At 61.7% G+C, this 12,472-nt stretch carries 14 protein-coding genes; 9 read left to right on the top strand and 5 right to left on the bottom strand.

Annotated features, from left to right (window positions below):
- Positions 1-29 precede the first annotated feature (29 nt).
- From plsX to JYJ39_RS09110, 7 genes are all read left to right on the top strand, one after another.
- Entirely contained in the window at positions 30-1,058 is a 1,029-nt protein-coding gene (plsX, locus tag JYJ39_RS09140) for a phosphate acyltransferase PlsX (protein ID WP_205203795.1), read from the top strand.
- 1 nt (position 1,059) lies between these two features.
- Positions 1,060-2,019, top strand: a complete 960-nt coding sequence (locus JYJ39_RS09135; RefSeq protein ID WP_205203794.1) for a beta-ketoacyl-ACP synthase III — start codon at positions 1,060-1,062, stop codon at positions 2,017-2,019.
- 17 nt (positions 2,020-2,036) lie between these two features.
- Positions 2,037-2,963, top strand: coding sequence for an ACP S-malonyltransferase (gene fabD, locus JYJ39_RS09130; RefSeq protein WP_205203793.1), 927 nt, complete (start codon positions 2,037-2,039; stop codon positions 2,961-2,963).
- A 4-nt stretch (positions 2,964-2,967) separates the two neighbouring features.
- Positions 2,968-3,708, top strand: coding sequence for a 3-oxoacyl-ACP reductase FabG (fabG, locus tag JYJ39_RS09125; protein WP_205203792.1), 741 nt, complete (start codon positions 2,968-2,970; stop codon positions 3,706-3,708).
- A gap of 73 nt (positions 3,709-3,781) precedes the next feature.
- Positions 3,782-4,018, top strand: coding sequence for an acyl carrier protein (acpP, locus tag JYJ39_RS09120; protein ID WP_027458475.1), 237 nt, complete (start codon positions 3,782-3,784; stop codon positions 4,016-4,018).
- A gap of 102 nt (positions 4,019-4,120) precedes the next feature.
- Entirely contained in the window at positions 4,121-5,356 is a 1,236-nt protein-coding gene (gene fabF, locus JYJ39_RS09115) for a beta-ketoacyl-ACP synthase II (RefSeq protein ID WP_205203791.1), read from the top strand.
- A gap of 30 nt (positions 5,357-5,386) precedes the next feature.
- Positions 5,387-5,830 (top strand): protein YgfX, encoded by a 444-nt coding sequence (locus JYJ39_RS09110; protein WP_205203790.1) that lies wholly within the window; start codon positions 5,387-5,389, stop codon positions 5,828-5,830.
- Here the strand turns inward: JYJ39_RS09110 and nadB are convergent.
- The 4 genes from nadB to JYJ39_RS09090 all read right to left on the bottom strand — a co-directional run bounded on the left by nadB (position 5,805) and on the right by JYJ39_RS09090 (position 9,781).
- Positions 5,805-7,388, bottom strand: a complete 1,584-nt coding sequence (gene nadB, locus JYJ39_RS09105) for an L-aspartate oxidase (protein WP_205203815.1) — start codon at positions 7,386-7,388, stop codon at positions 5,805-5,807. The genes JYJ39_RS09110 and nadB overlap by 26 nt on opposite strands.
- 81 nt (positions 7,389-7,469) lie before the next feature.
- On the bottom strand, positions 7,470-7,859 hold the full coding sequence (locus JYJ39_RS09100; RefSeq protein WP_205203788.1) for a hypothetical protein: 390 nt from the start codon (positions 7,857-7,859) through the stop codon (positions 7,470-7,472).
- Positions 7,860-7,871: 12 nt separating this feature from the next.
- Positions 7,872-8,294 (bottom strand): DNA polymerase III subunit chi, encoded by a 423-nt coding sequence (locus tag JYJ39_RS09095; RefSeq protein WP_205203786.1) that lies wholly within the window; start codon positions 8,292-8,294, stop codon positions 7,872-7,874.
- A complete protein-coding gene (locus JYJ39_RS09090) occupies positions 8,291-9,781 on the bottom strand; it encodes a leucyl aminopeptidase (RefSeq protein WP_205203784.1) in 1,491 nt (496 codons plus the stop codon). The genes JYJ39_RS09095 and JYJ39_RS09090 overlap by 4 nt, the downstream gene beginning before the upstream one ends.
- 85 nt (positions 9,782-9,866) lie before the next feature.
- On the opposite strand from JYJ39_RS09090, the gene lptF reads away from it, so the two are divergent.
- Positions 9,867-10,949 carry an LPS export ABC transporter permease LptF gene (gene lptF / locus JYJ39_RS09085; RefSeq protein ID WP_205203782.1) on the top strand — a complete coding sequence of 361 codons (1,083 nt, stop codon included), beginning with the start codon at positions 9,867-9,869 and terminating at the stop codon, positions 10,947-10,949.
- Positions 10,946-12,037 carry an LPS export ABC transporter permease LptG gene (gene lptG / locus JYJ39_RS09080; RefSeq protein ID WP_205203780.1) on the top strand — a complete coding sequence of 364 codons (1,092 nt, stop codon included), beginning with the start codon at positions 10,946-10,948 and terminating at the stop codon, positions 12,035-12,037. The genes lptF and lptG overlap by 4 nt, the downstream gene beginning before the upstream one ends.
- Here lptG and JYJ39_RS09075 read toward each other — a convergent pair.
- A complete protein-coding gene (locus JYJ39_RS09075; RefSeq protein ID WP_205203778.1) occupies positions 11,987-12,451 on the bottom strand; it encodes an RDD family protein in 465 nt (154 codons plus the stop codon). The two genes, lptG and JYJ39_RS09075, sit on opposite strands and share 51 nt — an antisense overlap.
- Positions 12,452-12,472 lie beyond the last annotated feature (21 nt).

Here is a 12,472-nt window from a genome sequence, read left to right as displayed (position 1 = left end):
CTTCCGAAGCGCCTGCCCTTTCTTTTGCCATGACAACCCGCATCGCCATTGATTGCATGGGGGGAGACCACGGTCCGTCAGTGACGGTGCCGGCGGCGCTCCGTTTTCTCAGGGAAGATCCGGCGGTTGAGCTGATCCTGGTGGGCCAGGAGGCGCTGCTGCGTCCTTTGTTGCTGGGTGAGGAAGCTAACTCCCGCCTGCGTCTGCAGCATGCCTCGGAAGTGATCGGCATGGATGAGGCGCCGGCGCAAGCCTTGCGCAGCAAAAAAGATGCCTCGATGCGCGTCGCCCTCAATCTGGTCAAGGCCGGTGAGGCGGATGCCTGCGTCTCGGCGGGTAATACCGGTGCCCTGATGGCTATTTCACGCTTTGTGCTGAAAATGCTGCCAGGCATTGATCGTCCTGCGCTGTGTCCGATTTTGCCGACGGCGGATGGCGGGCACGTGCACATGCTTGACCTTGGCGCTAACGTCGATTGTTCGGCGCAGGATCTCCTGCAGTTTGGGGTCATGGGGGCGATGCTGGCTGCCGCAGTGGATCATCTTGAGCGGCCGCGTGTCGGATTGCTCAATATCGGTTCGGAAGAAATCAAGGGTAACGAAGTGGTCAAGGAGGCTGGGCGATTGCTCAAGGCTTCCGGGCTGAATTTCGTCGGCAATGTCGAAGGTGACGGTATTTATCGGCACGAAGCAGATGTCATCGTCTGTGATGGTTTCGTCGGCAACGTGGCGCTGAAAGCCTCGGAAGGGGTGGCACAGATGCTGGCCAGCCTTCTGAAAACGGAGTTTTCGCGTAATCCCCTGACCAAGCTGGCGGCTTTGGTCGCCCTGCCTGTGCTCCGTCGCTTCAAGCAGCGGCTGGATCCGCGTCGCTACAACGGTGCGGTGCTGCTGGGCTTGAAGGGGGTTTCCGTGAAGAGCCACGGTTCGGCCGACGCCCTGTCCTTTTATCACGCTCTGGCCCGTGCCCGCGATGCGGCGCAAAACCGGGTGGTCGAGCGGATTGCCGCGCAGTTGGCGCAGTTGCCTGCGACAGATGTGGCGGCGGAGGTTTCCTGATATGTACGCACGGATTACCGGAACCGGCAGTTATCTGCCGGGTGATGCCGTCAGCAACACTGAGCTAGCGGCGCGTGGTATTGATACGTCGGATGAATGGATTGTCACGCGCACCGGCATCCGCAGTCGCCATCTGGCCCCCGCCGGGACGACTGCCAGCCAGCTCGGCTGCGAAGCGGCCCGCCGCGCGCTTGAGATGGCCGGTGTCGAGGCGACTGCACTTGATCTGATCATCGTTGCGACGTCGACGCCGGATTTCATTTTTCCCAGCACCGCCTGCCTGATTCAGGCCCAGTTGGGCAACAAGGGGGCAACCGCGTTTGACGTGCAGGCGGTATGTGCCGGTTTTGCCTATGCGCTCGGTATCGCCGAGAAATTTATCCGTTCCGGGAGCCACAAAAGGGCACTGGTGATCGGTGCCGAAGTGTTTTCACGCATCCTCGACTGGCAGGATCGTGGGACCTGTGTCTTGTTCGGCGATGGCGCTGGTGCCGTGGTGCTCGAAGCTGCCGAAACGCCGGGTATCCTGGCCACGGCGATGCACGCGGACGGCAGCTACGCGGGGATTCTCAACGTGCCAGGGCAGATCAGCCGGGGGCAGGTGACGGGCGATCCTTTCCTGCGCATGGATGGACAGGCGGTGTTCAAGTTTGCCGTGCGCGTGCTGGCGGAAGTGGCGCAGGAAGTGTGTGCGGCGGCAGAGATGGACAGCGCGGACATCGACTGGCTGATTCCGCATCAGGCCAATCTGCGCATCATCGATGCCACGGGGCGCAAGCTTGGCATTGCGCCGGAAAAGGTTGTGGTGACGGTCGATCGCCATGGCAATACCTCTGCTGCCTCAGTGCCGCTGGCGCTTGATGAGGCGGTGCGCGACGGGCGTATCCAGCGCGGGCAGAAGGTGTTGCTGGAAGGTATCGGCGGCGGTTTTGCCTGGGGCGCCGCCCTGCTCGAATTCTGATAACAGGAGACTGATCGATGTCTTTTGCCTTCGTATTTCCCGGCCAGGGCTCGCAGAGCGTTGGCATGATGGCCTCTTACGGCGATGCCGCCGTGGTTCGTGCCACCTTTGACGAAGCGTCTGCCGCGCTTGGCGACGACCTGTGGGCGATGGTTGCCGACGGCCCGGCCGAAGTACTGACCCAGACCGTCAATACCCAGCCGGTCATGCTCACCGCCGGCATTGCCGCCTGGCGCCTATGGTGCGAGAAGGGCGGCAAGATGCCGGCCGTCGTCGCCGGCCACAGCCTGGGCGAGTATTCGGCGCTGGTTGCCGCTGGCGTCATCGAATTCAAGGACGCGGTGCCGCTGGTCCGTCTGCGCGCCGCTGCCATGCAGGAAGCCGTGCCGCTCGGCACCGGTGCCATGGCCGCCGTGCTCGGCCTCGATAACGCCGGTATCGTTGCCGCCTGCGCTGAAGCAGCGCAGGGTGAGATCGTCGAGCCGGTTAATTTCAACGCCAATGGTCAGACCGTGATTGCCGGCCACAAGGGCGCCGTCGAACGCGCGATGGACGCCTGCAAGGCGCGCGGCGCCAAGATGGCCAAGGCGCTGCCGGTGTCGGCCCCGTTCCATTCCTCGCTGATTCGCCCGGCGGCCGACAAGCTGGCGGCACGATTGGCCGAACTGACACTGAACGCGCCAAAAATTCCGGTGATCAACAATGTCGATGTCGAGATCGAGAACGATCCGGCCCGGATCAAGGACGCGCTGGTGCGCCAGGCCTACAACCCGGTGCGCTGGGTCGAGACCATCCAGAAAATGGCCGCCATGGGCGTGTCGACCGTAGCAGAGTGCGGCCCGGGCAAGGTCCTGGCCGGTCTGACCAAGCGTTGTGCCGACGGTGTCGCCGGGGTTGCCCTGGCTGACGCGGCGGCCATCGAAGCCAACCTCGGCCTGGAGTGATCGCATGCTGAATGACAAGATTGCGCTGGTGACTGGCGCCACTCGCGGCATCGGCCGTGCCATCGCCCTCGAACTCGGTCGTCAGGGCGCCACCGTGATCGGTACGGCGACCAGCGAAGCCGGTGCTGGGCAGATTTCGGCCTACCTCGCCGAAGCTGGCATCAAGGGCCGCGGTGTCGTCCTCAACGTCACCGACAACACCCAGACCGACGCGGTGCTTGCCGATGTCGCCAAGGAATTCGGCGCCATCACCGTGCTCGTCAATAACGCCGGCATCACCCGCGACAACCTGACCATGCGCATGGGCGACGACGAGTGGGATGCGGTCATCGACACCAACCTGAAGGCGGTTTTCCGCCTGTCGCGCGGTGTGATGCGCGGCATGATGAAGGCGCGCTTCGGCCGCATCGTCAATATTTCGTCGGTGGTCGGCTATTCCGGCAACGCCGGTCAGGCCAATTATTGTGCTGCCAAAGCAGGCGTCGCTGGTCTCTCCCGCTCGCTGGCGCGCGAACTGGGTAGCCGCAACATCACGGTCAACTGCGTCGCGCCGGGCTTCATCGCTACCGACATGACGCACGCGCTGACTGAAGAACAAAAGGCCGCAATGCTGGCTTCGATTCCGCTGGCGCGTGCCGGCACGCCAGAAGACGTCGCCGGTGCGGTCGGCTTCCTGGTTTCTCCCGCTGCCTCGTATGTCACGGGTACCACCGTGCATGTGAATGGCGGCATGTTCATGGATTGATTTCACCAAGCTGCGGCTTTTGGTAGAATCAGCACGTTTTTTTTCGTACCCCCTAGGGGAAGGAGTTTTTTGAATGGATAACATCGTAGAGCGCGTCAAGAAGATCGTCGCCGAACAACTGGGCGTGAACGAAGCGGACATCAAGAATGAGTCCTCCTTCGTGGACGATCTGGGCGCGGATTCGCTGGACACCGTGGAGCTGGTCATGGCCCTGGAAGAGGAATTCGAGTGCGAAATTCCGGACGATCAGGCCGAGAAGATCACGACCGTTCAGCAGGCTGTCGATTACATCCTCGCCAACAAGAAGTGATTCATTGCCGGCCCTGTGCCGGTGATGAGCTGTTTCTGTCAGGTTCAACCTAACAAGGCCGGCCCCGAAGGCCGGCCTTGCCATTTTCACGCGGAGCGCACCTTGGCACGTCGCAGAGTCGTTATTACGGGCCTCGGCCTGATTTCCCCAGTCGGCAATACGGTCGAAGAAGGCTGGAAGAACATCATTGCAGGTGTTTCCGGCATTGCCCCGATTACTCGTTTCGATACCAGCAGCTTTCCCGTGCAGTTCGCCGGGGAAGTCAAGGGCTTCGACATCACCCAGTACATTTCTGCCAAGGATGCCCGGCGCATGGATACTTTCATCCATTACGGCCTGGCGGCAGGCATGCAGGCCGTGCGCGATGCCGGTCTTGATCAGGAAGGCGCCGCTGATCCCGAGCGGGTCGGGGTTGCCATTGGTTCCGGCATTGGTGGCCTGCCGCTGATCGAGGCGACCAAGGATGAGTACAACGCTGCCGGCGTGCGCAAGGTCTCGCCCTTCTTCGTGCCTGGTTCGATCATCAACATGATTTCCGGCAACCTGTCGATCGAATTCGGCTTCAAGGGGCCGAACCTGTCGATCGTCACTGCCTGCACGACCGGTACGCACTCGATCGGTGAAGCCGCGCGCATCATCGAATACGGCGATGCCGACGTAATGGTCGCCGGTGGTGCCGAATCGACGGTTTCGCCGCTTGGTCTGGGCGGCTTCTGCGCGGCCCGTGCGCTGTCCACCCGCAACGACGACCCGGCTACGGCCAGCCGTCCCTGGGACAAGGATCGCGACGGCTTCGTGCTGGGCGAGGGGGCTGGTGTCCTGGTGCTCGAAGAATACGAACACGCCAAGGCTCGTGGCGCCAAGATCTACGCCGAAGTGGCCGGCTACGGCATGAGTGCCGACGCGTATCACATCACCGCCCCGAATATGGACGGTCCGCGCCGCTCGATGGTCAATGCGCTGAAGAATGCCGGTGTGACGCCAGCCGACGTTCAGTACGTCAATGCCCACGGCACTTCGACGCCGCTCGGTGACAAGAACGAATCGGACGCGATCAAGGCAGCTTTTGGCGATGCGGCCTACAAAATCGTCGTCAATTCGACCAAGTCGATGACCGGTCATTTGCTCGGCGGCGCTGGCGGCGTCGAGTCGCTTTTCACGGTGCTGGCCATCCATCACCAGATTTCGCCGCCGACGATCAATATTTTCAACCAGGATCCCGAGTGCGATCTGGATTACTGCGCCAACCAGGCGCGGCCGATGCAGATCGACGTGGCGCTGAAGAACAACTTCGGTTTTGGTGGTACCAACGGCTCGCTGGTGTTCAAGCGGGTCTAGGGCCCCGGATTTCGTTCCGGAGTACGGACGGTGCAGCTTCCGATCACGATCGAGCTGCACCGTTCGCGTTTACAACCCCGGATTCTTGCCTTACTCCTGAGTGCGGCACTGATCGTCGTGCTCATTTATCCCCTTCCTGTGCCGCTACGATTGATTGGAGTGACATTGCTGGCGCTCGGGGGCGGCTGGATGGTGCGGCAGCTGCGACCACAGGTCGCGGCCCTGCAGTTGCTGGCGGATGGCAGTCTGGGCATCAGAGGTACGGGCTGGAATCATCCGGAATTCGTTCCTGCGCGCATGCTGCAGGGTGCCACCGTGCATCCGTGGTTAACTGTGCTGCGCCTGGAGGCACAGGAAGGTCTGCCGTATCGTTTGCTGCTGACGCCGGACTGTCTGTTACCCGAAGATTTTCGTCGCCTGCGCGTGTTCCTGCGTTGGCGTAGTACGGTCAGCGCTTCTGACGCGCCGGTTTGAGTACCGTGCTGCGCGCCTTTTTCAGTACGTCCGGATAGTCCCGGGAGTAGTGCAGGCCGCGGCTTTCCTTACGCAGCAAGGCGCAGCGGATGATGAGCTCGGCGGTGAGTACCAGGTTACGCAGTTCAATCAGGTCGTGGGTAACGCGGAAATGCGAGTAGAACTCGTTGATTTCACTGTGCAGCAGATGGACGCGGTGCAGCGCGCGCTGCAGGCGCTTGGTCGTGCGCACGATGCCGACGTAATTCCACATGGAACGGCGCAATTCGTCCCAGTTGTGGGAGATCACGACTTCCTCATCGGCGTCGGTGACGCGGCTGGCGTCCCATTCAGGCAACTGTGGGAGTACGGCCGGGGTCTGTGCCAGGATGTCATTGACGGCTGCCTCGGCAAAAACCAGGCATTCGAGCAGTGAATTCGAAGCCAGGCGGTTGGCGCCGTGCAGGCCTGTGCAGGAAGTTTCTCCCGCAACGTACAGACCGGCGACATCCGTGCGGCCGGTGAGGTCGCAAACGACGCCGCCGCAGGTGTAGTGGGCGGCAGGTACGACCGGGATCGGATCACGGGTGATGTCGATGCCCAGTTCGAGGCAGCGCGCGTGAATATTCGGGAAATGCTCGCGGATGAAGGCTTCACCCTTGTGCGAGATATCGAGGTAAACACAGTCCAGACCGTGTTTCTTGATTTCGAAGTCGATGGCGCGGGCTACGATGTCACGCGGGGCGAGTTCGGCGCGCTCGTCGTGCTCTGGCATGAAGCGGCTGCCATCGGGTAGCTTCAGCAATCCGCCTTCGCCGCGGACGGCCTCCGAAATGAGGAAGGATTTGGCGTTGGGGTGATACAGGCAGGTGGGGTGGAACTGGATGAACTCCATGTTCGACACGCGGCAGCCGGCACGCCAGGCCATGGCGATGCCGTCACCCGTGGAGGTGTCCGGATTGGTGGTGAACAGGTATACCTTGCCTGCACCCCCGGTGCCCAGCAGGGTGTTGCTGGCGGCAAAGGTATGCACCTCGCCGCTGTTGTCATCCAGCACATAGGCACCGTAACAGCGGTTGTCATCGCTGCGGCCGAGGTGTTTGCCGGTGATCAGGTCGACCGCGATGTGATCTTCGAAAATCCGGATGTTGGGATGGCTGCGTACTTTTGCCGTCAGTGTTTTCTGCACGGCGGCGCCGGTGGCATCGGCGACGTGGATGACACGGCGGGCACTGTGGCCTCCTTCGCGGGTCAGGTGGTAGCCGGTCTCGTCCTTGGTAAAAGGCACCCCCTGCTCGATCAGCCAGTTGATGGCACGACGCCCGTTCTCGACCACGAAGCGGGTCGCCTTTTCATCGTTCAACCAGGCGCCGGCGATAAACGTGTCGTGAATGTGGGCGTCAATGGAATCCTGCGTGTCGAGTACTGCGGCGATACCGCCTTGGGCCCAACCGGAAGCCGAATCTTCCAGCTTGCGTTTGCTGATCAGGGCGACCCGGCGCTGATCGGCCAGACGTAGTGCAGCGGCCTGGCCAGCGAGGCCACTGCCGATGATGAGTACATCAAAGTTGAGCACGATGGTTCTCGGGAGGAAATCCGGGCGCGCAATATAGCACGAGCGGTGAGGGGCGGATGTGGTGAATTGCGCTGGATGGTCAGCTCAGCTTGCCTGCTCTGTTTCTGGTCTTGCCGCAGCTGCGGTTGCGGCAGGAGAGGGCAGGCGGTGCGCCATGACGTCGGTTACGGCACGTTCGATCAGGCCCGGCAGGGCAGCTTGCAGGTGCACATGCAGGGCATGTGCCAGGTCGGCAGCAAGGCTGGAGGGACTGCTCTCGGCAGCGATTACCGTCGGTGCGGCAGAGGGAGGAGCGTGTTCCGCAAGCGGTCCCGGGCTGGGTTCTTCGGGCGTGGCTTCGACTTGCAGCAGGATGGGAATGTTTTCTTCTTCATCCAGGGCGTCGGTGAGAATGGGGAAATCTTCTGCGGAATCGGTGCTGTGCGGGCGGCGGTGCATCAATGCATCGGCGCGGGCAAGGATGGGGCTGGGCATGATGAGCAGGTGTCAGCGTTGGCTGAGATCGAAAAACTGAACGGTACAGCCATCCGCCCGGTACTGGTGGACGCGCTCGCGGGCGGCCAGGCGGTCTTGTTCATCGCGGCTGACCACTTCCACCAGGGTGGTGAAGCGCTGGTAGGCGGGAGGGAGTTCGCGGGAGAGGTTCATCAGGCGTTCTGTCTGAGCCACCTGCTCGAGCCGGGCGGCGATGAGGATGGGGGTTTCCGCTGCCAGCGGTGAATCGGCCCGGCAGTGGGGAATGAAACTGCCCGCTTCGCTGGCCCACAGCGCGCGGTCTACGGTGTCAGCCAGTTGCGGGTCGGGGGCATAGATCAGCAACGGGTTACGCTTTTTCCAGACCCCCTTGATCAAGGCGCAGGCCGCCGCGAGATTGTCGCTGGCGTCATGGTAGAAAAAAACCTGGGTCACGCCTCGCTCTCGCTGTAGTGCATGAGGTAGTGGGTGAGCAGCGGCACCGGCCGGCCAGTGGCGCCTTTGTCCTTGCCGGAGTTCCACGCAGTGCCGGCAATATCGAGGTGCGCCCAGGCGTATTTTTCGGTGAAGCGGGCGAGGAAGCAGGCAGCGGTGATGGCGCCACCCCAGCGGCCGCCGATGTTGGCAAGGTCGGCGAACGGGCTCTTCAGCAAGTCCTGATAGTCGTCCCACAGCGGCAGTTGCCAGGCGCGGTCATCACACTCTTCGCCCGCACGCAGCAGGGCACGGGCGAGAGCCGGTTTGCTGGAGAACAGGCCGGTGGCAAAGTGCCCCAGCGCGACGACGCAGGCACCGGTGAGGGTGGCGACATCGATCACCGCCGCCGGCTTGAAACGTTCGGCATAGGTGAGGGCGTCGCAAAGAATGAGGCGGCCTTCAGCGTCGGTGTTGAGAATTTCGATGGTTTGCCCGGACAGCGAGGTGACGATGTCGCCCGGGCGGGTGGCGTTGCCGTCAGGCATGTTCTCGGCTGCCGGAATGATGACGGTAAGGTTGATTGGCAGCGCCATTTTTGCCGCGGCCTTGAGCGCACCGAGGACGCTGGCGGCGCCGCTCATGTCATATTTCATCTCGTCCATGTCGGCGCCCGGTTTGAGCGAAATGCCTCCCGAATCGAAAGTGATGCCTTTGCCGACCAGTACGACGGGGGGGGCATTTTTCTTGCCGCCGCGATAGTGCAGGACGATCAGGCGCGGGGCTTGGGCCGAACCGCGGGCGACGGCAAGCAGCGCGTGCATGCCGAGTTCAGCCATGGCGTCCTGTTCGAGAATGTTACATTCGAGCTGGTATTCCTCTGCCAGGGCGCGTGCCGTTTCCGCCAGATAGCCTGGATGGCAGATGTTGCCCGGCAGGTTGGCGAGATCGCGGGTGAATGAACAGCCCTCGCCAATGGCAATCCCTTCGTGCAGGCCCTTTTCCGCCGCCGCCAGTTCGCCCCGGCGGGAGACGATCAAGGTGAGTTTGCGCAGGGCGACAGGTTTCTTGTTTGATTTGAAACGATCAAAGCGGTAACTGGCCTGCAAGGCGTTGCTGGCCGCCTGGCGGATGCGCCAGGTGGTGTCATGGGGGGCAACCGGGATTTCGGTGAGAAACAGGGCGGCGTCACTGCAGCCGGTGTCAGTGAGGGTTTTCACCGCCAGACGGATGGCGGCGACGTAAGCCTTGGCGTGGAAAGCCTTGGCCTTGCCCAGGCCGACCAGCAACACGCGTTCGCACAGGCTGCCGGGCAGATTGTGCACGAGCAGTGTCGTACCTGCTTTGCCGTCCATGTCGCCACGTCGCAGGATGTCGCTGAGCGCGCCCGCGGCAGCGTTGTCGAGCAATTCGGCAGCCAGGGAGAGTTGCCTCTGTTCAAAAACGCCCACGACCACGCAGCCACACCGCTGCTTTTCCGGGCTTCCGCTTTTTATGCTAAATTCCACGCGCTGCTCCTGTGTGCAAGGGCCGACCGTTCTATCGGCGGACAAGCGGCCGATTATCCACGCATTCTTAAAGTTTCGTCAAAGCATGATCTACGAGCGCGCCGCGCGGCGTGAATTTGCCCAGGCGGCGGCCGCTACCATCGTGGTATTGCTGGCGGTCGTTCTTTCTGTCCAGCTCATCCGCTTATTGAAGGATGCGGCGTTGGGCAAGCTCGCCCCGGAGGGCGTGCTGGCGATGTTGACCTTCGCCGCGACCCGCTATATGCCGATGCTGCTGACGCTCACGCTGTTCATTGCAGTATTGCTGTCCTTGTCGCGGATGTACCGCGATTCGGAAATGGTGGTCTGGTTCGCCAGCGGCATGCCCTTGCAGCGCTGGATTGGTCCGGTGATCCGCTTTTCGCTGCCGATTCTCCTGGTCATTGCTGCCCTTTCCATGGTGCTGTCGCCCTGGGCGACGCAGGCGCAGGCGACATACCAGGCGACCATGTCCGTGCGTTCCGAGTTGTCGATGGTGACGCCGGGAGCGTTTCGTGAAATCCGTGACGGACAGCAGGTCTATTTCATCGAAAATCTCGATGATCAGAGTGGCAGGATAGGTACCGTGTTTGTCGCCTCGATGCTGGAAGGCAAGCTGGGGGTGGTGATGTCGGAGCGCGGTCATCAGGAAACCCTGGCTGGCGGCGAACGTTTTCTGGTGCTGGAGCAGGGGCGTCGCTATGAAGTCGAGCCGGGGACGCCGGCCTTCCGGGTGATGGATTTCGAGCGTTATGCCGTGCGCACCGAAGATGGTGACACCCCGCAGACACGCCGTGCCCCGGGTCGGATTCCCTTCCTCGAGTTGATCCAGATGGATGATCCGATCATGCGCAGCGAAGTGGTCTATCGTATTGCCGTACCGGTTTCAGCCTTGATATTGGTATTGATGGCGATACCGCTCGCGTATGTCAATCCACGCGCCGGAAGGTCGGCCAATTTGTTGATTGCAATCATCATTTACGCCATTTACAGCAACGTGATGTCGATTGCGCAGACCTGGGTCATGAAAGGCAAATTGCCGTTTGCCGTAGGCATGTTCCTGCCGCACGTCCTGATGCTGCTGCCACTGCTTCTTCTGTTCTATGCGCGCCAGGCGGGTGGGTTGCGCTGGCGGAGGAAGGTGTCATGAGGCTGGCCCGGAAGATTTACCAGCGCTATCTGGTGCGCGAAACCCTCGCTGCGGTGGGGTTGGTGTTGCTGGCCTTCATCGCCTTGTTTGCCTTCTTTGATTTCATCGAGGAGCTGCGGGGGGTCGGGCGTGATCGCTACGGTGCCGGTGTGGCCGTGCTGGCCGTGTTACTGTCGATGCCCGGGCTGATCTATGAATTGCTGCCGGTGGCCTGCCTGATCGGTACCCTGTACGCTCTGGCGACCCTGGCGCGCCACTCGGAAATAACGGTGCTGCGCGCCTCCGGGTTGTCTACGCGCAGTCTCCTGTTGACGCTTTACCGCGTGGCGGGACTGCTGGCCCTCGCAACTTTCCTGCTCGGTGAAGTGGTTGTGCCGTGGACCGATCGCCTGGAACAGCGGCTCAAATCCGGGGCGCTGGACAAGCCGTTCGCGCAGCAGGGTTTCATGAGCGGGATCTGGATCAAGGATGGCAATCAGTTCATCAATGTGCGTAATCCGCTCGATCCTGCCTATCTGGAAGATATTCGCATCTACCGTTTTGCTGAAGACAAAGCCTTGCAGAGCGTGCTCGAGGCCAAAGCCGCCAGCTACAGTGAGGCAGCTTCCGGCTGGCGGATGCAGCAGGTGGTGAGGACCGTGCTGGAGGGCGAATCGGCACGGGTGGAGCGTCAGGAAGAGGAGCTCTGGCCGTCGTCGATCACGCCTGACCTGCTCTCCGTGCTGATGGTGGCGCCGGAGCGCATGTCCTTGTACGACCTGTTCGGCTATACCCGGCATCTGTCGAACAACAAACAAAACACCGGGCGCTACGAAATTGCCATCTGGAAGAAGCTCTTTTACCCGCTGGCTGCGCTGGTGATGGTGACGCTGGCGCTGCCGTTCGGCTATACGCATGATCGCGTGGGGGGGGTCAGCCTGAAGATCTTTGGTGGTGTCATGCTCGGTATTGCTTTCTATGCCTTGAATGGGCTCTTCTCCAATCTTGGCATCATCAACTCCTGGCCGCCCTTTGCCAGCGCGCTGGCGCCTTCGGCGCTATTTCTTCTGGCGGCGGGGACGCTCATCTGGTGGGTTGAGCGGCGCTGAGTCGGGTGGCCTGGCAATACGGGTGCCCGCGATACGGTCGTGCAGAAACTGGCCTTCGCGGTCAAACAGTGCCCAGATGATGCCGATGCCGCCCAGCACGATGCTGGGCCAGCAGGCCATGTAGCGCAGCATGGCCTGGAGCGGGCGCAGCGATGTTCCATCGGCACTTTCAATGCGTAGTTTCCATGTTTTCATCGGTAAGGTCTGGCCACCGTGCAGCCAGCACCAGACGAAATAGACCATGAGCACAAGGAAAACGTGCAGCCACTGCAGGCGGCCGCTGGGTTGCCAGCCAAAGGCCTGAAAAATGATCTGCGGAAACAGGAAAAAGGCGATCAAAAGGGCGAAGATGACCAGGCTTTCATAGAGCATGGCACCCAGCCGGCGGCCGATGCTGGAAGGGTCTTGGATCATGGTGTGGGAAAAATGTTGCGG

The sequence above is a fragment of the Azonexus hydrophilus genome, assembly GCF_905120355.1.
Taxonomy (GTDB): domain Bacteria; phylum Pseudomonadota; class Gammaproteobacteria; order Burkholderiales; family Rhodocyclaceae; genus Azonexus.
This window is presented reverse-complemented; position numbering and strand designations above follow the sequence as displayed.

Bases quoted from the DNA above. Each gene is read 5' to 3' on its own strand.
- plsX (WP_205203795.1), top strand. From the start codon at position 30: ATGACAACCCGCATCGCCATTGATTGCATGGGGGGAGACCACGGTCCG.
- JYJ39_RS09135 (WP_205203794.1), top strand. From the start codon at position 1,060: ATGTACGCACGGATTACCGGAACCGGCAGTTATCTGCCGGGTGATGCC.
- fabD (WP_205203793.1), top strand. From the start codon at position 2,037: ATGTCTTTTGCCTTCGTATTTCCCGGCCAGGGCTCGCAGAGCGTTGGC.
- fabG (WP_205203792.1), top strand. From the start codon at position 2,968: ATGCTGAATGACAAGATTGCGCTGGTGACTGGCGCCACTCGCGGCATC.
- acpP (WP_027458475.1), top strand. From the start codon at position 3,782: ATGGATAACATCGTAGAGCGCGTCAAGAAGATCGTCGCCGAACAACTG.
- JYJ39_RS09100 (WP_205203788.1), bottom strand. From the start codon at position 7,859: ATGCCCAGCCCCATCCTTGCCCGCGCCGATGCATTGATGCACCGCCGC.
- lptF (WP_205203782.1), top strand. From the start codon at position 9,867: ATGATCTACGAGCGCGCCGCGCGGCGTGAATTTGCCCAGGCGGCGGCC.
- lptG (WP_205203780.1), top strand. From the start codon at position 10,946: ATGAGGCTGGCCCGGAAGATTTACCAGCGCTATCTGGTGCGCGAAACC.
- JYJ39_RS09075 (WP_205203778.1), bottom strand. From the start codon at position 12,451: ATGATCCAAGACCCTTCCAGCATCGGCCGCCGGCTGGGTGCCATGCTC.